11 protein-coding genes are annotated in these 21,965 nt (G+C 63.6%); 4 read left to right on the plus strand and 7 right to left on the minus strand.

The genetic code is table 11. The features are described from left to right. Positions 1 to 42: 42 nt before the first annotated feature. The 5 genes from ACOERD_RS07835 to ACOERD_RS07855 form a co-directional block, all read right to left on the minus strand. Positions 43 to 228: a hypothetical protein gene (locus ACOERD_RS07835; protein WP_419738634.1), complete on the minus strand. Its 186-nt coding sequence runs from the start codon at positions 226 to 228 to the stop codon at positions 43 to 45. 48 nt (positions 229 to 276) lie between these two features. Further along, a complete protein-coding gene (locus tag ACOERD_RS07840) occupies positions 277 to 1,173 on the minus strand; it encodes an IS1 family transposase (protein WP_419738635.1) in 897 nt (298 codons plus the stop codon). Positions 1,174 to 1,217: 44 nt separating this feature from the next. Beyond that, entirely contained in the window at positions 1,218 to 1,409 is a 192-nt protein-coding gene (locus tag ACOERD_RS07845; RefSeq protein ID WP_419738636.1) for a hypothetical protein, read from the minus strand. A 9-nt stretch (positions 1,410 to 1,418) separates the two neighbouring features. Then, entirely contained in the window at positions 1,419 to 2,300 is an 882-nt protein-coding gene (locus ACOERD_RS07850; protein WP_419738637.1) for an SDH family Clp fold serine proteinase, read from the minus strand. Between the two features lie 224 nt (positions 2,301 to 2,524). Beyond that, on the minus strand, positions 2,525 to 3,478 hold the full coding sequence (locus ACOERD_RS07855; protein WP_419738638.1) for an ISAs1 family transposase: 954 nt from the start codon (positions 3,476 to 3,478) through the stop codon (positions 2,525 to 2,527). Positions 3,479 to 3,576: 98 nt separating this feature from the next. Between ACOERD_RS07855 and ACOERD_RS07860 the strand changes: the two genes are divergently transcribed. The 4 genes from ACOERD_RS07860 to ACOERD_RS07875 all read left to right on the plus strand — a co-directional run bounded on the left by ACOERD_RS07860 (position 3,577) and on the right by ACOERD_RS07875 (position 6,488). Beyond that, positions 3,577 to 4,473, plus strand: a complete 897-nt coding sequence (locus tag ACOERD_RS07860) for a hypothetical protein (RefSeq protein WP_419738639.1) — start codon at positions 3,577 to 3,579, stop codon at positions 4,471 to 4,473. 301 nt (positions 4,474 to 4,774) lie between these two features. Next, positions 4,775 to 5,113, plus strand: a complete 339-nt coding sequence (locus ACOERD_RS07865) for a hypothetical protein (protein ID WP_419738640.1) — start codon at positions 4,775 to 4,777, stop codon at positions 5,111 to 5,113. A gap of 97 nt (positions 5,114 to 5,210) precedes the next feature. Beyond that, complete coding sequence (locus ACOERD_RS07870; RefSeq protein WP_419738641.1) at positions 5,211 to 5,522, plus strand: hypothetical protein; 312 nt, start codon at positions 5,211 to 5,213, stop codon at positions 5,520 to 5,522. Between the two features lie 123 nt (positions 5,523 to 5,645). Beyond that, a complete protein-coding gene (locus ACOERD_RS07875; RefSeq protein ID WP_419738642.1) occupies positions 5,646 to 6,488 on the plus strand; it encodes a HEAT repeat domain-containing protein in 843 nt (280 codons plus the stop codon). Positions 6,489 to 6,565: 77 nt separating this feature from the next. On the opposite strand, the gene ACOERD_RS07880 is transcribed toward ACOERD_RS07875, so the two are convergent. Together ACOERD_RS07880 and ACOERD_RS07885 are read right to left on the minus strand one after the other, a co-directional pair. Beyond that, positions 6,566 to 8,092 (minus strand): UvrD-helicase domain-containing protein, encoded by a 1,527-nt coding sequence (locus tag ACOERD_RS07880; protein WP_419738643.1) that lies wholly within the window; start codon positions 8,090 to 8,092, stop codon positions 6,566 to 6,568. Between the two features lie 17 nt (positions 8,093 to 8,109). Continuing rightward, positions 8,110 to 21,327: an AAA family ATPase gene (locus tag ACOERD_RS07885; protein ID WP_419738644.1), complete on the minus strand. Its 13,218-nt coding sequence runs from the start codon at positions 21,325 to 21,327 to the stop codon at positions 8,110 to 8,112. Positions 21,328 to 21,965 lie beyond the last annotated feature (638 nt).

The raw sequence follows: 21,965 nt of genomic DNA on the forward strand, positions 1-21,965 counted from the left end.
TCCAAGGGGGGTCAAATTTGGACGCCGATGGGGGGTCATTATTCAATGCCGATTGACACCTGCGATTAGAGTGCGCAGAAAGTCGTTACTCCAGCCTGCCTTTTTGAACTTCACGCGGTTTGAGCCTTTCGCGGTATTTGTCTTGATGATGCCCAATGCGATCCGTCGTAACGCGGCGAAGTTTGCGGGCGCGTTGTCTTTCCGCGCGCGGTGATGATCGTCGTTCATCACAACATCCAGTGACCAATGCAAGCTGTTCTCGATTTCGGTAGTGAGTCACTTTGAAATTGCTTTCTTGCGAGGTTTGTAAGGCCCGCGCTTTTTCGGGGCAGGTTCGTTGGCATCCACGATAGCCACCAGATCGGAGATATCCCAGAGACGATCTGTCAGACCAGCTTCCATTGCGGGCGTCACTTTAAGCGTCTGGTGGACCTTGACGAAGTTGTAATACATAAAGTGCAGCGCTACCGCGTGCATGTGGTTCTCGACCTTCTTGCTGAACGCATTGGTCAGGCGCGTAAAGCGGCGCATGTGCATCCGCATAGTAAGATTCTGGCGTTCAACGTGGCTGGTGCTGACAAGCGCTTTGTCCGGGCGACCTTCCACGGTGCGTTTCTTGATCCCGGTGCATTCTGCGGGGCTGTATTTCTTCTCGTGACCTTTTGAGCCAGTTTCACCACCATACATTTTGATAAGCTGGGCATAGTCTACATCCCCGCCAAACGCGCCCTCTACGGCTTCCAAATACGCCTTGTGGCCGTCTGTAGTGAGTTGCACCCGGTTTGCCAAACGGGCGCGAAGATCGTCCATAAACTCGATTGCGTATTCGCTGTCGCGCCCGCCAACCATGTAAGACACGATCAACTTGCTATCGCTGTCGATGGCGGTCCAAGTCCATGTGTCACCAGCGTGTTCTGGGGCAGCTTTTGCAGTCGCTACGTTCTTTTGCTTGGCATACGTGAACGACCAGATTTCATCGCACTGGATTACCGAGGCTTTGACGTTGCGCACGTGTTCGTCATGATATTTGGCGCAAGCTGCACCAGCGTCATTGAGAAGCTTGTTGACTGTATTCTTGGAAACGTCTGCGATCCGCGAGGTGGCGCGAATACTGTTGCCTTCAACTAGAAGGCGGATGATCAGGGCGCGGGTTTTCGTGTCGAGCTTTCTCATAAACCCAAACTAATTTCAAACTGACCAATATACTTGACTATTGGTCAGTTTGAAAAGCTAAAGGTCCCAATTCTTTCTATAAGAGGAATGCTGAAATCCTGCTTCTTTGGAGCAACACCCGCATCTTCCATCCTCTTACGAAACTTCTCGTAGGCCTCTAATTGTTTTTCGAAATCATCCCCCCGGCTCCGCTCCTCTTGGCTGAGAGCGGTTGCCACATCCTCTGCTATAGACATGCGCTTCTCCTACTGAACGTGACGATTGAAGATATAGAACGGCGAGCCTTGGCGCTCAAGGTATCCGGTCAATGTGTCACAATATCGGCGAATAGCCTCTCGCTGCTCAGCAACAGACCCGTAGTCTTCAATCTCAAGCCTTAACTCATCCCTAAGTTTCTGCATTCCAATCATCCGACCATGAGAGTGCCAAAGCTGATTGTTCGAAAGCTTTGCAGCTATCTCTTCCGCCCGTGCCTGCTTCTCTTCGTATGTCACGGGGTCTCCGGGGTTCGTGGTTCGGTGTGTGTCCCAGTCTTTGAACTTGTAGTCAGTCAACCACTTTTTAAGCAGTGACTCAGACAGGTTCTTTGATTGTTCATAGAACGCCAACATTGCCAAATCTTGGTTTTGTAGCATCTGAAATTCCGCAGGTGTTATGCTACCATCGTCGCTCTTCTTTAACATTTCGTTGACTTTATCGAGATAACCAAGCGCCGGAACAAGAAACTTATCCTCGCGATCAGGCACTTGAGGGTCGATAGGCCCCAAGGATGAAGCGTAATCCATAAAAATTTTGTCGGCAGCCATCGAAAGAATAGTGCCTGCGGACATCGCGGCCCTCGGGACAATGGTGTAGAAGTAATCGTAATGATGGCGGATGATTTCGACCATCTTCTCAACCGCTTCCGCTTGCCCACCAGGCGTCGTCAAGCACAGTCCCAGAGTGTTTCGCTTCCCCTGCCGGTCGCTCAGTATTTCGACAATATCCCGGAAGTAAGGGACAGCACCTGTCCTGAGTTCCCCATAATAATACAGGATATCGCATTCAAGCGCGGCCTCTACACGCTCTTCTGCTTCTTCAACTGTAGAAAAAATGACCTTATCCAGAAGAGGAAGAGTCGTCGCCATTGCCCCATCGCGCCTTTGCTGCTGCCCTTGCTATTTCTAGCCTTTTTTCGGACGATAACTTAGCCGCGCGCGCCTGACCACCCTTTTTGCCGCCCTCGCGTTGCCGGGAAGTGTCCTTATCGTACACTATTTCATCACCCGTCGCCGCGTCCACAATGAACTTAGCAAGCTGGTTTGCGTCTCTGGGTCTTTTGGGCTTGTCTGTCATACCATCAATATGGGGCCTACGCGCGAGACGTGCAAATCAAACCTTTGAGGGGGTATATTTCAAAGTGACCCACTACCTCGATTTCCCAGTGGCCACGGATCAGCGTGGCGGCTGCCTGAGCGGTGAAGCATTTTGACAGGAGGTACACCCGCTCGGACTGCTTGGTCGTGTCGCCTGCTGTGCGCCTGGAAACGACATGAACGAATGCGCCAAGGTGCGGCCATTGATGGGTGTCGACGAGATAGTTTGGCACGTCGTAGACGCGATATGACCGCTCCTCAACCCGGCCATGGTCACCCTCTACAGAGATGTATTCATCAATGTATTCAATATTCTGGTCAGCCACGAAAGCCCGCACGTCGGCTTGCATGTCGCCCTGATTGCCCTTGAGCTGCATGCAATAGTCACCGCCTTCCTGCACGATCAGGTCACAGGTTTCCCGCTGGCAGTGCAAGGCATCGGCCGTGATGGTGATGCCACGAATGTCCAGCATCTCAATCAGCTCGCGCAGAGCCAGAATCTCGCCGCCGCCCTTGGCACTTTGCGTCACTCCAAGGCTCAGACGTGCGCCATGAGCAAAGGCAGTGACGACGTTCAGGTTCGATTGGGAGGCCGCTCTGTCAAAGCTGCGCCGCATCTCCTTGCCGTCTATGGCGATCGCTGGATGCTCGGCATGGGCCGCAGCAAAGTCGCTTCTGAACTTGTCGAAAAAGGCCTGTAGGCTGGTTGGCTTCATCAAGCGAAAGAGCCGCGAGTAGGCATCATGGCAGGGGATGCCGTGGGGCAAATCGAGAAATTCACGAAGGAATTCCTCCTTCATCTGCCCAAAATGCTCCATATCGACCGCAGTCTCCCCGCCAGACAGCGCACACAACAGGCTGATCGTCATCAGGTCACAGAACTTATGCCGCGGCGCGTTACCTCCACGTGGATCGTCTTCTTCATTGAAATAGCTGGATAATGTCGGCATCTCGAAACTCCATCGCATGATGAAACCTCAAGAATCCAATTCGACTCAACTGTCAAAGCTTAAGTGCGATTCCCCTGATGAACGCTATGAGTCTCACCGTGAAACTGACCTTCGGCCCCGAACCGCCCGTGAAGGTGAGTTATGAGGCGATCGAAAACATGACCGGCCTGAAATTTCCCTGGGTTCAGCAGAACGACGACGGCAGCAAGGCCTTTTATTACGGGATGTGCCCGGAATGCGACAATGCCCTGGGCCTGATAAACCCTTTCGAAACCCTGAGTACCGAACCGCATGGGCGGCACAAACTGGAGCCCGTTCAGGGCTTCACCCATGATCTTGAAAAGATTCTGGCCTGCTCCCGGTTCAAAAGGGCTGCCCGTTCCGGTCTGGTGAATGGCTGTGAAACCGCAGTCATGACACCTAACGGCAGAAGCGTTCGCCAGATCGTCACGGAAAACGAAGACCTGTTGATCGGCATAGTGACCGAAGTTACCGGGATCTCGCCGAGCCTGACGCTGATCAGGGCCTTGTTTCGTACATTCTTCGACACCCCGCTCTATCTCAGACCCACAATCACCCCGGGCAACGCGCCATGGCTGCTGTTCGGCGCCCTCCGAACCCGGCCACTCCACGGACAGATAATCCGGACTGAATCCGACACAGCAAAGGCGATTTTGCGCAAGGTCGAGGCGGCGCGGATCGGGCGCTACAGCCGATTGGAAGCCCGACCCCGACACTGGATCGATATCCGGTTTACACTCTACCGCCACAGGATTTCCGGCACGGACCCGCCCTGCGAGACAATCAACTTCATGATCGTTTCGAAAGAGGGGGCGACCGGGGACAGAACGCTACTGGAAAAATCCATCCGCCTGCGGCCCGAAAGCTTCCTGCGACGCATCAAGGCCCGCGAAAATCCAACGCCACGCGGCAGCAGGATCATCAACATTGCCCGCGCGGAATTACAGCAGCACATCGCGCAACACCCCATCTGAAATAAATGTCGCTGCCGCTTCATTCGACTTCGCTACAGGCTATAAACTCCGAAGATGGGTTCGGCACCTTTGATGGGTTACACCCGACGCACTGAACCGCCATCCTGACCGAAGTTCCGCATTTTTGACATGATCGCCTCCATAAAGTGAGCCCCCATTCCAGAGTGAAACCCGCAACCGGGACACACCGCCCTGTAATCGACATGTTGTATTTCCGATCCATAATGATACCAGATGTTGATATAAACTCGCAAATGCTCCATTCTAAGACCATGGACCATGAGAGAAGAGGATCACTGCCATGACCCCTCAACACACACGCGAGGCGGAAGCTCCCGCCGCCACGCCCTTTCTGCCCCCCACGGACCGCCAGCTGCGCTATGCCAGGCGCATCGCCGCTGCAGCCCATCTCCTCCTGCCCTGGGCCATCCAGCAGGACCGGAAGGCGCTGTCTGAATGGATCGAGGCCAATGAGGGCAAGTTGAAACAGCCCGAAGCGCAAGGCAGGCCCGACACGCCCAGTTCCCGGCAGGTCGGATATGCAGAGCGCATCGCCTGTGCACGCGGACGCACCATTCCGGATGAATGCTATCGCAGCAGGAGCCTGCTCTCCCGCTGGATCGACGCCAATGGCTGGTAGGGGGTCGCGCAATCGTGCCCTGCGGGTTGAATTATTTGAATGCGGCCCGCCAGCATGGCAAAAGACAGTATGTGAACCAGCGCAGAGGACGGGCGAGATGATGGATGATCCGGACGAGCTTCGTCCGTCTGGGCTGACCCTGTGCCTGTGCGGACGCGATCCTGATACCCCCGAGCTGCGCGCAGAATTCGCCAAGGCCGTCGCCCTGAGTGTGCGATACGGGTTGGTGCTGGGCGGTTGCCTCTGGCAGGTCGCCGAGGCCTATGATGACATCCATGTCACCCTCATACCGGGCGAGGCCCGGAAACTGGATGCGCTGCGCGCCGAGGTGAGCGACACTCTGACGGTGAGCGAGGCAGATATGGAGCCCTGGACGGGGCGGGACCCCTCCCCAACGCGCGTGCATTGAGGCTTGAGGATTGAGGCGGGCCGGATCGACATATCTGTTGCAGGCAGACCGGAATGGGTCGCCGGATGTCATTGCGGGCGTTGGTCTTGCGGGCGTTGGTCTTGCGGACATGGGTGATGTGTGATGGCGAAGACACCCGGCCCGAAACAGGCCCACCCGAAACACGGACTTAAACCCAGGCAAATGGACCTGTTTGGGGACACCCCGACAGCGGTCTGCGCACCGTCATGGCGCCCCCCTGATGTCAATCTGCAGACAGTGAGCGACCCGGACCTGCTCGCATTGATCCCGAAAGCGAACCTTTCGAATGTGGGCGATCTGTGTGACGAGGTCCTGAACCGCGATCTTGGCGACGCAGCTGTTGCTGCGCTGGACGCGCTCTGGCACAGGTTCAGAGGCTATGGTGACAAGGGCGTGCTGGTGGAACAACGCGGCGCGCTGGACACATTGGCCCGGATCGAAACCGCCACGGCACGGGAGGCGCTGACCCGCATTGTCCGCGCCACCCATCCCGACACAGTGCTGCCGAGCGTGTTGCAGGCCGCCGTTGCGGCCGGGCTGGCAGTGCCATTGAGACAGCTGGAGCACTGGCTCGATCACAAGCTTCCCGAAGTTCGGGTCTGCGGGTTCACACTGGTTCAAAAAGCCAATCCCCCGGCATATCTGCTGGAAAAAGGCCTGTCGGACCCCTACCCGTCCGTGCGCCGGGCGGCGCTGATTTCTGCGGGTCTGCTGGGGCATGCCTTTGCCAAACAGGGATTATTGCAAGAGCTCGACAGGGCGCCCGGCAGCCAGGTCATAGCGGCCCTGGTCGGGATTTTGGATGAGGACATCCTTGTGCTCCTGCGCCGACACGGCGCGCAAAACGACGCGTTGCGCCCGCTCATCATCGACGAGCTGAAGGAGACCGAAGATCCCAAAGCGCTCAATATTGCCATGCAGCTTGCCGCGCATAAAAGCCGGTAATCCGGCCCTGTCGCCCACCCGCGCGGCGGAAAACCGGAAAACCGGAAAACGGGTGCGGGTCGCGCTCACGAACCAGATCACTCCGGCAGTTCCATATCTTCCGGGAGCGCGACCCGGTTCACCGCGCGGGTGACGGCCACGTAGAGAATGTTCCATTCCTCAAGCACCAGTTCGGCGGCGCGCTGCGATTTTCGGGCGGCACCGTTGTAGCGTTTGTTCAGCTTGTCAATGCGCCCGAAATCATCCCAAAGCTGGACCGCAGGCCATTCCATGCCCTTGGCCCGGTGGCAGGTCAAGATCACCACCTGCGCCTCTGCGGCCGTCCGGACACGGGCCCCATCGATCTCGAACACAACCTCCGCCTCGCCTTTCTGTATCATCTCGCAGAGCCGCGTGACCACCGCATCGGTCCCATGCCGGGCTTCCATCACAAACTCGGACCAGGTCCAAAACGACGCCATGGACCCCGACACGCCCTCCATCCGGCGCCCCGCCTGCAGAGCCAGCGCCGCCCGCATGTCGGCAACAACGCTATCGAACCTGTCCACCCAGACCGCAAAACCGCGCCGAAGATAATGCCCGGCCGCATCAATGACCCCCGCATTCGTACGGCACAGCACGGCGTGATGCGCCCCGGCCCATCCCTCATACCCCCCTGACCCAAGGCCCCGCAGCGGATGCATTGGCCCCTGATCGGGGCGCGAGTGCAGAACCCGGCCCGCCAGCGCGGCAATGTCGGGTCCAAACCGAAAGCTCCCGGTGAGATAAAGGCTCTCGCCCGGAAGATGGCCCAGGGCATTCTCTGCCCCGCGCCAACTGTAGATTTGCTGGTAGGGATCACCAACCGCAACAACAGGACAACCGGCCGCCGTCACGATGGCGCGCTGCACCGGTGACAGGTCCTGCGCTTCATCGATCAGGATATAGTCTTCTGCGTCAAACATGGCCGCACGCAGCGGCGGTGACAGGTCGGCAAGCTTGAGATAGATGTCATGGCCAAACGCGCCCGCCCTGAGCGCGTGCCGGAAATAGGCCGTCGCTGTTTGCGTCAGCGGTCCGCTCAGTCGCCCAAGAGCGCTTTCGGCCCGCTCACGCCGTGGTCCGGGGCCCATTGCCTTCGGGTCGCCCAGGACATCGATCAGCGCTTTGCGGGCGTGATGCTCCGTCAGATGCGCATCAGCGGAGGCGCAAAAGGCTGATACCGTGCGCGCCGCTGCAGCCGCAAAGCGGTATTCCCCCCAGCGAAAGAGCCCTTTCCATGGTGGCCCGCTCCGGCCTGGCCCCTGCAGCACACCGGCGTCACGTAGAGCGTTCGCATTTGTGGCCGTGAGCGCGATGGGGCCATAGCGATCCCGAACCGCGCGCAAGGCCAGGGCGTGCATCGTCGAGACCCGCGCCCCGGTGTCGTGCAACTTGCCGGTCGCCTCCCGGGCAATACTGCGGTTGAACGCCAGGTAGGCGCCCTGCCCTGCGCGGCTTTCAGCAACCCTGCGCAGCGTCGTTGTCTTGCCGGTTCCGGCATAGGCGATGACCTTCAGGCTCTCCGACCCGGCCAGCGCCTGCGCCCGCGCCTCAATCGCCTGTTGTTCTTCCGTCAGTTGCATTCAGACATGCCCCCCGCTCACATGCTCATACCCATCCCCCTTGAGCGCGCCCGCGCCGCACGCTCGGGATGCAATCCGAACTCCAGCACCTTCGCAGCCGGACCCCAGGCATAGAGTTGGTGCGCGCCTGGAGATTTGCTCAGGATCGTGGTGATCCCCTGCGCGATTTCATGCCGACGCGCCTCATCCAGGGCCGGCGCCATGGGCGGAAGCTTTCTGCCTGGTTGGGCCAGGGCCAGGACCTCTTTATGCGTAAACGTGCTGAACATGCGCCACAGAACCGGTTCAGATTGTTCCGGTCGCGATTTTGTATTGGCGATCTCGGCAAGCAGCGTCTCCCGCTCCTGCATCAACACGTCCACCGACCTGATCGATCCGTCCCTGAACACATCCTGCAACACCGCAACCAGCCGGGCCTGTCCATCCGGCAGGTTTGGCAGGCTGGCAATCCGCGCCACCGATATCTCGGCCTGTGTGGGCTGCGGGTTATGATCCAGAGCGCGTTCAACCCACTTTGGCGCATCACGGTCATACTCTTCCATTAATGGAACAGGCGCATGCCCCAATGGGTGGTGATAGCCGGGATCCGGATTGCGCGGCCCGATATTGCGCAGGAACAGGGGCTGGTTGAACTTCTCCCCATCCAACTTTGCCGCCAGCGCCAGTTTGGCATCCAGCGTCACCCGGGCCGTCATCAGAGCCCGCGCGCGCTCCGCCACCTTGTCCTGTGGCAGTTTATCCGCCATCTGATCTGCGGTCCGCAACAGCTCGCGAATGTCCAGAACAAGATCGCGCTTGTGCACATCATCATGGGCGTCCACCCGCTCGGTGATCGCGCAGGCCAGTTGCAGCGCACGTCCATCATATTCCTTGTCCGGCACAAACGGGGCCGGTCGCTGACCGCCTCCCCCTTTATTCGCCTGCTGATTTGTCTGTGAACGCCATGCCGCCAAAGTGGCCGCTATGTGCTGGCGCTCGTCCTGCGTCAGGTCGGAAAGCGTTTCTGGTAGCGCGCGCGATGGATCGTTCAGCGCCCGGATCTCGGCCCGCGTAAAGGTTTTCAACATGTCTTTGACCGTATCCTCGTCGACAGCACTCATCTCCAATGCGTTCAACACGTCGTCGCGGATTTTCTCCGTGCTGCGCGTCTCTGGCTGATTTCTCTGGTTCATAGCTTGTTCCTTTCTGTGCTGCTCTACCTTGCGCGCCGCCACCTCGGCTGTGAGATAGTCTGATATGCGGATGCGCGCGCCGTCCCCCAGATTGGCCAGACTGTCGGGCAGCGCCTCCGACGCGACTGTCAGCGCAAAGACCTCCGATTGTGTGAACACCTCCCCCATGCGCGCGATCAACGCGCGGGATGGCCGTGCGGACCGATCCGGGACCACAAGCGCGTCCAATATGCCTTTCCGCTCCCGCACCAGTTCATCATGATCCGGCAAGGGTGACGAGAGCGCCACCGCATGGCGTTTCAACTCATCGAGAAACTCTCTCTGCTTCGTCGGCTTCCGCAACTCATAGCTGTCATCTGCGGCAAGAAAACGGCTTATGCTTTTGTCACTGGAAACCCGTTGCTCTCTGTGTATTCCTGTCAAATCGCCAGTCACCAGCAAATCCCGGAGATCACAAACGAGGTCACGCTTGTGTATCGGATCGTCTCTGGGAATGATGCGGGTAATCTGAACGGCCATGCGGAGCACCAGCGCCTGTTGCTCTTCCTGCCGCGCGCGCATGGAATGGTCGCTGTTGCCCGGGATTTCCACCTGCCGCCAGAGCCGCTCCGGAACACGCGTGCCCTCTTCCATCTCGGGAACCTTGGCAGGTGCGACCTTCTCGGCCGATCGGTCAGCATCCAAGGTCTTGATGGGCTCAGCTATCTGCTTCTGGCCCTCCGCCGCAACCGTATCTTTCTTTACGCCCTCTTGCCCTTCGGCTTCAGTCGTGTCGGCCACCACCGCTTCAACCAATCTGGCGAGCAACAGGTTCCCCGCAACAAGATCAGACTTCGAAGCAGCAATGCGCACCATCAGCTCATCTGAGGATCGCTGGCCCGGCTGACCCGGCGCGCCATCTTTTGCATCCACCTGCTCCATCAAACGCGGCAAACGAGTTTCAAGGTCCATCGGTAGCTTTTTCCCGATCCGCTCGGCCGTGACGCGCAACCCCTCGAACTGCTCCGCCGCCAGTGCAATGTAGTCCGCCCCCGCCGCAACCGTATCTTTCGTTACGCCCTCTTGCCCTTCGGCTTCAGTCGTGTCGGCCACCACCGCTTCAACCAATCTGGCGAGCAACAGGTTCCCCGCAACAAGATCAGACTTCGAAGCAGCAATGCGCACCATCAGCTCATCTGAGGATCGCTGGCCCGACTGACCCGGCGCGCCATCTTTTGCATCCACCTGCTCCATCAAACGCGGCAAACGAGTTTCAAGGTCCATCGGTAGCTTTTTCCCGATCCGCTCGGCCGTGACGCGCAACCCCTCGAACTGCTCCGCCGCCAGTGCCGCGTAATCCACGGTCTTGCTGCGCCCCTTCGAGCGCGCCGCCGTCCTGGCAACCGGCTTATCCAACACAGCCACCGCATCAACGGTCGCATCCACCTGCGGTTTAATCCCGCGCACCTTCATCTCCGCCCGCCGCGCGGCTGCCCCCTGCGCATAGGCCTTGATGCGCGCGCGGCGACGGGGGCGGTCTGATATTCCCCAGATTTCCAGCGCCATGCGCGCGACCTGCTCGTCTGAAGCCTGAACCCCGGCCATGATCTGGTTAAACGCCGAACGGGACCGCCTGCGGGGTCTGACCGACCGGGCGCGCTGTTGGGGCTTCTGTGGCCTGTTGGATGGATCGGGATAGACGGGCGCGGGTCGCTCCTGTCCCGGCTCACGCACGAGTTCCTCTGCACGCCCATGGACACGGGCTGTCTCGGCGCGCTGCCCATAGAGCGTCAGCCCGTCTTCGAACAGTGTCGCAACATCCTCTTCCCCGAACCAGCGTGCGGCCAGCGCACCCCGGGCCAGAAGCCGCGATGCCGGCAGCAAGCGCCCTGCGCCATCCCGGCCTGCGCTCGAGGCGGCCAGATCATCGGCGCGGGCGGGCAGATCAGCGGGCACCTGCCGCAGGATGCGCCGCCAGTCACGCGGCGCGGTCAGCGCCTGCGTATAGCGTTCCAGCGCCAACCTGTGCGTGCCATCGGGGGCCTGGCCCGCGCGCAGGATCGCCGCCCCGATCACCTCGGCCAGAACCTCCCGCTCAAGCCCCGGATCCAGCGCCGCCACAGGCGCAGCCCGGTCGATCCCGGCCAGCCGCGCCAGACGGGTGATGGCTGCCTCCAAACCGGAGGCGGCCCCCGCGTCGCTTTCAACGCTCCGCCCGCGCATCGCCTCGCGCGCGCCAAGCGCCGGATCGAACCCGTAATCCAGCACGCTTTCGGCCCGCCCCTCCCGCTGCAGAATGCGATTGAGCATATCCTCCATGCCCGCCTCGGAGCTCGGCACCACCAGCCTGAGCTTTTCCAGATGCGCCGCCGCACCCGCCGCCAGAACCTGCCGGCTCATGCCCGGCGAGACCAGCAGATGGACATGGTCGCGCACCCGCGCCCCTTCCCCGTGGATCGTGCCCGCAAAGGCATAGTCCCAATCGGGCAGGCGTGTCTTCTCACAAAGACCGATATCCCGCGTCGTCACCCCGTCCCGCGCCGTGAGGCGCAGAGCCAACTCACCCGTCTCAGGGTCCGGACCCAGAACCTCACCCCGTTCCCCGGCATGGATACGATCTGCCGCCCATCTCGCCCCGCGCGCCGCGGGCGGCACCCAGGGCGTCCCGGCCATGAACCGGATGCGGTCGCCGGGTTTGAGCGGCGCATCCGCAGCGAGCGCCGCGCGCGCGGGATCAACGTGATCCAGCCGGGACCGGATCGCCCGGGTTGCGGCCTGGGCGTCTGCCCGGCTCCAGGTCAGCGCGATCCTGTCCGGCGCGGGGTCACTCACATAGCTGTCGGCCAGAACATCGATGGCGCGGCGCGCGGTGCCCCCTGCCAGCAGCGCACCTGTGCGCTGCAGAAACCCCAGCGCAGGCTCCGCATGGGCGCCCCCCTGCAACAGGCCCGACACCACGATCATGTTTCCCGCATCGCGCGCCCGGTCCCGGCCCAGCCAGGCCGACCCCGCCCGCATCTCCAGGGCGCGAGCCACCGCGCCCGCCTCCATTGGCATCTCTTCTTCGCCGCCCATAAACGCCACCAGCTTCGCGCCACTGGTCTCGATGCGGCGCAAAAGCGCGCCCATCTCCGCCGCCCCGACACGGCCCGCATCACTCAGAACCACAACCGTGCCCGGGTCAAGCTGCACCCGGGGCGGCATTTTAACCTTTTCCCCGCCCGCATCCTGCGCGCCTGTTTCGGCCATGAACCGCCTGAGACTGCGGGGCGCCTTGACCCCTTCCCGCTCCAGCGCCTCCAGCCCGGCCCCGGTCGGCGAGACGCTCAGAACCTGCCAGCCCGCATCCGCATGCATCCGCGCGGTTTGTGCCGCCACGACCCGCTTGCCGCTGCCGCTTTGCCCGCGAATGATCCGCAGCCGCCGGGGCGCGGCGGCATAATAAAGCGCATCCTTGTGCCGATACGGCATCTCCTCACCCCGCTGCACAGCATCTGAGCGGCCCGGCTCCGCAAACCGGATCTCCGGTGCCCTCTTGGGCAGCGCGGACAGGGCCAGCCGACCGCCCAGATCGACGGTGTTCAGTTCCAGCTTCAGCTGGGCCCGGGTGGTATAGACCCGCGCTCCGGTCCGTGTCTTCCCTCCCGCTCCTGCTGTCGCAGACCCGCCCTGCGAGAGCATCACCAGGTCCGGATGGGTCATCGCCGCCCGGTAAAGCCGCAGGAAGGTCTCGGGCTCCTGCACGAACCGCGTCAGGTGAGACGCCACATCCTCCGCCCGCAGCACCGACTGGCGCGCCACCAGATCATCCACCACCCGGCGCGGGAAGCGGGCATAGCCCCGCCTGTCCTCATGATCGGGGGTCAGGACCGGATCGCCCTTGCGGTACCGCGCGGCCAGCAATCCGACATGACGTTCTGCGACTGCCATCAGATCCGCATCCCCGGCAAAGCCCGTGCGGGTCAGGGGCGACCCCATCGCCTGCCAGTCCGCCCGCCCCGAAAGACCGAGACCGTCGGTGCCCGCGTTCGGGGCGGTGTCCGGGTGCGCCTGATATGGATCGACAGGGGACGCAGCACCTGGCACCAGCCCACCGGCAGGGCGCTCTGCCAGCCGGCTGTCTTCCGGCACCATATCCAGATGCCCTGCCGCCTGGCCCATGGCGATGAGATCACTCAGCCGCTCCGCATGGCCCGCGCGGCCATAAATCGTCAGGCTTTCCTTATGCCGCGACAGCGCCACATAGATCGCATGGCGGTGCATCCACCGATGCGGCAGCACATGCACATGATCCGCACCCATGCCCTGCGCCTTGTGCACCGTTGCCGCATAGCCGTAATCAAGACCCCTGAACGCATCAAGATCGAGCGTGACGGGACCTGTGCGCCCATCGAACTGCACATCGATCTCTGCCTCCCGTGTGGCAATCACCGTGCCCAGGGCGGAGCGCGGCAGGTCCGGGTCGCGATGGGCTTGCGTCAGCATGATCCGCTCGCCCACGCCCAATTCCAGCGGCACCACCACCCGTTCCTTGCGCCCCTCAACCCCGGCAAACACCCGCGTGATCGTCCCGTAGTGCCGCACCGTGGCAGGATCGATGTCCCCCTGTGTGTCCCCCTGTGTGTCCCCCTGTCTGCCCTCCTGTGCACCGCGGGCCAGCGCCTCACCCCGGATCGCATCATTGAGCCGGGCCACATCCCGGTTTGTGGCCGCCAACGCAATCCGGCTGTCGCGGGCCGGTCGTCTCCAATACTCCCGCGCGATGGCACCCACCGGATCGGCGCGGACCTCCGGGCCCAGCTTGAGCGCGCCTTTTTCCATGTAATAGCGCAGCGCCGCCCCGACACCTTCGCCGCCCCGCGCCAGCGCCTCGGTGGCTTCCCGGTCCATCAGGGCGCTTTGCCGCAGCACCGTGTCCATGACCGTGCTGTGACCCACTGCCTGTTCCGCGATGGACCAGCCCGGCAGGTCCGAGACCGGCTGGAACTGGTCCGGATCGCCCACCGCAATCAGCTTGCCCCCCATCGCCGCAACCTGCCGCTGCAGGCGCGCCCATTGCCCGACGCCCACCATGCCGGCCTCATCCATCACGAAGACGAACTTGCCTTGTCGGGGCACTTCCCCGCGCGCCCAGGCCGCTTCCCAGCCCGCAAGGGTGCGGGTCCGCACCCCCTTGAGAGCGGCGGCCAGCTCATCTGTGGCCTTGCCCGACGGCGCGCCGGCCAGCACGGTCACACCCCGCGCCTGCCAGCCCTGTGCCACCTTGCCCAGCGTGAAGGTCTTGCCCACCCCCGCATGGCCCTGCACCAGCGTCAGCCGCTCCGCCCCCAGCATCGCGTCTGCGGCCGCACGCTGGCCCGGGTTCAGCTCCGCCAGCGCATCCGGGCGCAGCACCTGCATCTGCCCCGCCTCAAACACCCCGGTGGCCAACCGCTGCGCATCCACCTCGCATTGCCGCATCACAGCCGCCCGCCCGCGGGTCATATATTGCACGGCACCGTCCGGGGCACGGGCCCCGAGACGCACCAGGTCCTCCGAGCCCATCACCTGCGCCCCAAGCGCCTGTATCTCCCCTTCCCCCATGACGCCGCCCAACCGGTCCCGCAAGCCCCGCAGCACGTCGCTTTCCGTAAAAACCGGCCGATCCGTCTGCAGGGTGGCGAGAATCTGGTCCGGGTGGGCCTTGAGAAACTCCGTATTGGCGGCCTGAAGCTGCCGCGCGGTCAGGGACAGTTTGGGGATCTGCGTCAGGCGGGTGATCTCCACCTCATCCAGACCGGTCGCCTCCAGGCGCACCTCATCCGGACTGGCCTCATCTGGATCAGACAGGGGGGCCGGGGCCTCGACGATGCACGCCCTGGCCAGGCGCGCCAGGTCCGGGGAATGCCCGTCCTGCGCCGCGCGCGCGGCCTGTGTCGGATCAAAGCCGTAATCGAGAGCGGAGCGGGGCGCGCGCACGCGGGACGCGATCCGGCCCATGACATCGCCCAACCGGTCTTGCCGGACAGGCATGAAGACGCGCAGCGCACGCCGCGCCGCCAGCACCCCGGCGCTCAGAACCGCCCGGTCCATGCCGCTGCGGCCCAGCAGGTGGATACTGTCATGGCGATGGCCGGCGGTGGCCATGATCGTGGAGGCAAAGGCAAACTGCCAGCGCGGCAGGGGACCCTCGGCGGCCACTGTAATCTCCCGTGTGCTGATTTCCCGCACGGCACCCGCGTTCTCCGGACCACCCGTGACCCGCAGGCGCAGCCCTCCCTGCACCCCCGGACCCAGCACCTCCGCCAGATCGCCGCGCCGCAGACGCGCGCTCTGAACACCCACCGCCGTTGCCGCTTCAACCCGGCCCTCAGCCGGAGCGCCGAACACACCGCTGGACGTGAAGCGAATGCGATCCCCGGGCCTGAGCCCCTTCAAAACCCCATGTTCGGCGGCCCCGAACGCGGCGCGCGCCCCATCGATCTGATCCAGCCGTGCCCGGATGGCGTCCGTGAGCGCCTGGCGCTCCGCGCGGGACCAGGCCAGCGCCAGCTTGTCCGGGCTGCGATCGGCCACATAGGCCCGCGCCAGCGCCGCGATGGCACGCTCCCTGTCACCCCTCGCCTGGATGATCCCGTCCTTCTGAGCCCGCTGCAGCGCCTGGCTGCAACCCTCCCGCGCCCCGCTGCAACCGAATGTCGGCCTCAGCCCCTGCCCCAGCACCTGCAAGCCAGGGCTGTCAACCCCGTGCAGGCCGGTGAGATCGGCAACATCCATGTGGGGTGAGGCCGACATTCGGTTTGAGGCCGACATTCGGTCTGAAGCCGTCATACGGTTGGCGAGGGTGGTGAAGACCGCTCCAGCCTCGGCGGGTCGTCGGTCCGGATTGACCAGCGCCACCAGCTTTGCCCCCATCATCTCGATCCGCGCCAGCACCACATCCGCACGCCCGCCACCCGCGTTCAGGCCAGCACCCAGCCCGTGGGCATCATCCAGAATAACAACCCGCTCCGGGGCACCCGGCACAGGCGCTGTAACCGGCTCCGCGAAGAACGCCGCCAGGCTGCGCGCAGGCACGCCTTCCGCCGCCAGCGCCCGCAGCCCGGCCCTCGTCGGGCTGATCACCGTCACAACAGCGCCGCGCGCCTCATGCGCCCGCGCCACCGCCGCCGCCACCCGGGTTTTGCCCGCGCCTGTTCCGCCCCGGATGATCTTGAGATCACCCGGCGCCAGCGTGGAGATCACCGCCCCGTGTTGATCCGCTGTCAGAGCGGGCACGTCTTCCGGCATCCTGACCGGCAGCCGGCCAGGATCCCCGTCCCCGGAACCCTGTAATTCTGAGCCCCGTAATTCTGAGCCCCGTAATTCTGAGCCCTGCGACCCGGAGCCCTGTGACACCGCGCGATCCAGCCCCCGCAGCGCCAGCCGCAGCCCCCGGTCCACCGCCGCCAGCTCCGCTTTCAGAAGACCTTCCGTCGTATAGACCCATGGCTCCGCGCCCCCTGCGCCCGGCAGCGCCACCAGGTCCGGATGGCTCATCGCCTCCCGAAACAGCCGCTGGAAGGTCTCGGGATCCGACACAAGCCGCGCAAAGACGCCCGCGACCTCATCGGCGTTCACCACACCCTGCTGCCCGATCAGGTCATCGATCACACGCTGCGGCCGGGCAATATAGCCCTCCCCGTCCTCCACCTCTTGCGCGCGCAGCGGATCGGTATCCGCATGATCCGCCGACAAGAGCCCGGACACACGGGTGAGCACATCCATCAGATGCCGGTCGCTGGTAAAGGAGCGATGCCGCGACACATCACGCCCAGGCCCCCTCCAGTCCTTGCGCATCAGGATGGCCGCATCTTCGGGCATCGCCACCATGGAACTGAGCCGGTCGCCGGTCGCCGGCGCGCTGTAGACCGCCCCGCGCTGCAGCCCGAGACGGCAGAACGCTTGCACGCTATCGCAATGCCCCTTGCGGCCAAAGACGCGTACGCTCTCCCGGTGCCGGCTCAGCGCCACGTTCATCGCATGGCGATCCATCAACCGGTGCGGCAGCACCAGAACCCGGTCCTCCGTCATGCCCTGGCTCTTGTGAACCGTCGCCGCATAGCCGTAATCAAAATGAGGAAACGCGCCTGCGTCGATCTCCACCGCCTCTTGCCGCCCATCCATCAGAACCTTGAGCCCGGTCTGTGAGACCGACAGCACCGTCCCGAAGCCCGCGCGCGGCAGGTCCAGGTCGCGATGCGCCCGCGTCAGCAGAATGCGGTCCCCCGGGGCCAGATCAATTGTCACGCGATGGCGGATGGAGCCAGGCGCACCCTCCTTCACCGTTTGATCGATCCGCTCGATCCCGAACGTCTGTTCCGCGCTCTGGTCGATCAGGCCCCGGCTTTGCGCCTCACCCCGGATCGCCGCATTCAGGGCCGCAACATCCCGGTTCGTATATCCCAGCGCAATCCGCCCCGGACCGGCCTGATAATGCGCCAGCGCCCGGCCCGGCACAGGTCCAGACCGCACCCCGCGATCAAGGACCGCGCCCTGCCCCTCCTGGCCCCGTTCATGCGGCGCAATGTCCAGCCCGGCCTCGCCCGCCTCCATCTCGGTCCCAGTCCCGGTCTCCGTCTCCACCTCCGCCTCGAAATACGCCGCCGCGATGGCAGACACCGGATCAGCCAGAACATTTGCCTCCAGCCGGAGCGCCCCGGTCTGCACGTAATGCAAAAGCCCGGCCCGAATGCCCGCCGCATCGCCACCCGCCAGGTGACCCGTCGCCGCCCGGTCGCCCTTGCGCCGCTGCCGGATCACCAGGTCCATCACCGGTACCGTTGCCCCGGACGCGCGCACCTGCCCTTCCGCCACCGCCCAGCCCGACAGATCATTCACCGGCTGCAGCTGCTCCGGATCGCCCACCGCGATCAGCTTGCCCCCCAGCGCCGCAATCCGGCGTTGCAGCCGCGCCCACTGGCCCAGGCCCACCATCCCCGCCTCGTCCATGAAAAACACAAAACCCGCGCCACCATCGCTCACCCCGCCCGCACCGGCCGGCAGATCGCCGCGCGCCCAGCGGGCCTCCCAGGCCGAGAGCGTCGCCGCCTCAACCCCGTCGATCCCCGCAAGCTCCTGCGTGGCCTTGCCCGATGGCGCCCCCGCCAGCACCGGAACCCCCCGGTCCTGCCAGGCCCGCGCCGCCTCCCGGATCGTGAAGGTCTTGCCCACACCCGCATGGCCCGTCACCAGCGTCAGACGCGCGGCATCCAGCATGGCCTCCGCCGCAGCCCGCTGCCCCGCATTGAGACCCGGTGAAAGACAGGCCTTGACCGCACGCGCCCCCGCAATCGCCGCACGCACCGCATCCGCGCCACCATCTTCCCGCATCAATGTGTCATTGAGATCTTGCTTTGAGCCAACAGGCTCCGGGGCCACCGCAATGCTCAGGCGGCCGCCCTGGCCGGCCCCTTCAATCCGCGCCAGGTGATGCGCCACCGCCTTGCGGAACGCCCGACCCGCCGGACTGTCCGGCGCATCCCGGTCCGGCGCCAGGATCACCTCCCGATCAAGCGGCGCCGGCGCGGATTTGAACCCCGATACCCCAAACACCGCCCAGGTCTCAAACCCGGTCGATTGCCAGATGCTCAGCGCACTCTCCGGCCCTTCCGCAATCACCAGCGGGCCGTCTTCCAGACCCTCCCGTGCCGCAAACCGCGCAACCGATCCGCCAATCGCCCCGAAAGACGGCTTGCGGACAACCGCAGTGGGCGTTCCCACAATCGCGGTGGGCGTTCCCACAACCGCGGTGGGCGTTCCCGCATCCGTCTCAACCTTCGAGCCATCCGGAGTGACCAGGATACGCTGACCGCCCGTGATCTCACCTGCGTCATTCTTCGCCCAGACCACCAGCGCCGCATGCTCCGGGCTCAGCACGCCCACCCCCGGAACCGGCGGCACATACGCGACAGCATCGCCTGGCAACGCCGTGATCCCACGCGACGCCAGATAGGCCCCCGCCGCTGTGCCCTCCACCGGCACCGCACGACCGGCAAGCGCCTTCACCAGCGCCGCGCGCCGCGCCGCGTCCTTCTGTTCGGCAATCCGCGCATCCCGCGCGCGCTGCGCGGACCGGACGGCCAGCGCCGTCATGTCGACAGGCCGGTCTGTCGCCAGCCCGCAATACCGCGCCGCTTCTTCCAGCACCCGCGGGAAATCTTCTCGCGCCGATCCCAGCCCGCAAAATGCACGCGCCACAAGATCGAGCAGATCACCCCCCTCACCTGCGCTATAATCCCGCCAGAGCCCGCGCTTTGGGCCCCGCATGCGCATCGCAAGGCCTGCGTTCTCCCGCGCCCGCCATTCCGCAGCCCCCGGTCGCACAGGCTCGCCGAAGACCTCACGGAACAGATCCTCGCTGCGCTGCTCTAGCGCCTCCCGAACAGCGGCCGCTGAGGGTCCTTTTCCAAACGCTCCACCCGCCGCCGCCGCAGGCGCAACACCGCCGGGGCTGCCGTCATCCGGGGCAGGTCCGCCGGGTCCTCCTCCATCTCCTCTGCCCGCGCCCGCATCTCCGCCAGCAGCCGCCGCATCTCCGCGCCTGTCGTCATGACCCGCCTCCTTCCATCTCTCAAGGTCAATCACAATGGGGCCACTACCATGTTCAATCGCATCCGCAACCGGATGCGCACTCAGCCCCGCGCCGCGCGCCGCTTTGCCGCGCTCCTGTGTTGATGTTCCGCCTCGCCTTCCCGCACCAGTTTGAGCAAATCTCGACGCGCCTTCGGGCTCATACTCTTCACCAACGCCGTTGCCGATGTCGGCAACGTGCTTCTCATCTGACGCCCCATCTCCAGCGGCGCCCGATGGCTCAACGCGGGCAACCGCCCCAGGTCCTTCGCCAGCGCCATCATGTCGGACACTGACACCATCGCCTTTCTCCTTCTCCAAAATATCTGCCAAAATATCTAACTGTCTCTGAGCCACATCGCCCAGCGTCGGGCCCTGCGCCGGCACCAGCTCCAGTCTGCTGCCCGCCAGCGCCGCCGCATCCCGCGCCAGCCGCTGCGCCATCCGCGCCTTTGCGGCCGTGATGTAAAGCCGTTCACCCGTCTCACCCCGCGCGCCCTCCTGCCCGATCACATCCACCAGGTCAGGCGCGGCCATCGCCGCCTGCACCAACCGGTCCAGCTCGCCCCCGACCTCTGCCAGATCAAGCCCCAGCCGCTTTGCAAACGCCGCCCGGATATGGCTTTCCCCGAACACCGCACGGCTTGCCTGCACAACCGCAAGGATATGATCCGGATGCGCCCGCAGATAGGCCCGGTTCCGCCGACGCAGCTCCGCGCAGCGCAGCTGTTCGCGCGCCGCCTCACCCGCCCGACCCGCCCGGTCCGAAACATGGACGCTGTACCCTTCCGGCTCCAGATCAAGCCCCTGCGCCCTCAGCGAGCGGTGATCGATCCGCTCCGCAAACCCCTCCCGCTCCAGCATCAGGTTGGCATGATCCGCCCAGGTCTTGCGCTGTGACCGAAGCGCCGACGTCGCGTTCCAGGACCGGTTCTTCAACCCCCAGCCCGCCTCTTCGAGCGTGCGTAACGTGACCATCACATGCGCGTGCGGATTGCCATCGCCCTTGTCGTGGATCACCCAGTCCGCAACCATACCTCTCGACGTGAACTGCGCCTCCACGAACCCCCTCATCAGCTCGATCTGCGCCACACGGTCCAAAACATTCGGAAGAGCAACCGTGACCGCGCGCGCCAGTTGCGCCTGTTTCCAACGTTTGTTGAACCGCGCCTCATGATCCTCAACGCTGGTCCAGAGCCGTTCGGAAACCCGCGCCCAGGCCGCACGCTCCGCCTCAAAATCTGAGAGCTGACGGCCCTCTGCAGCGGCCTCGGCCCGCACCTCTTGCAGCGCCGCATCAAATCCGACCTGCCCATAAGCCTGCCCCACCCAATCCGCCGCCGCCTCCGGCACGGCAACTTCCGAATGGACCAGCTCATCGCGCTTGTCGGAATAATCCCGCCTCTCCTGATCGCGATCCATCATCTGCGTTGCATGCCGGTAACTGGCCGACGCAACCGCGCTGCCGCCGCTGGAGCGCGAGAGGATGGACACATTGAAATGCGGGCTGGGCATGGCGCGGGTCTGGGCTGGTTGAATCTGTCGGTCGAGGCGGGCTGGGCAGGTGAATTCGGGCAGGTGAATTCGGGCGGGTGCTGCGGGTCGGGTTCGGGGGCGTGGCGACAGGATACAGGAAACATTAAATTGGACAAACCAATTTAATGTATAATCGTGCCTGACAGATTTCGCTCAATTCGCTGTCGCTCATCTCGCCGCAATCCTTTCGGATACACCTCATGAAGCGCCCCATCTCAATCATAGCCCGGCGGGTCGGGACGCGCGCGGTGCGACGGGGTTGGGAAGCTGCGCTATGCCTCAATGTTTTATGGGTCTTTCAGGGGTTTGATCTGCGCGCCTTTCACCACCAGCCGGGCGACTGGATGCGGCTGCGCTATCCATCTCAGGGGGTGATTTCGGGGCAGATCGGGACCTCGGATCGCCGCTTCAGAGTGGTCAGAATCTCGGCAAAAAATCGCGAAAAAACCGGGCGAAGCGTTCGGGTGGCAAAAATCGGCGCCGAATCCCGGTCAAAATCGCGGGGCAGATCGGCTCATGGATCAGCGCTTACGGCGCGGATTCGTGAGGTTGGCAAGACTTGTCCTGTTTATTGGTTTCAGAGGTTTTTAAGAATT

This window comes from Ruegeria sp., from assembly GCF_965199275.1.
Classification (GTDB): Bacteria; Pseudomonadota; Alphaproteobacteria; order Rhodobacterales; family Rhodobacteraceae; genus Ruegeria.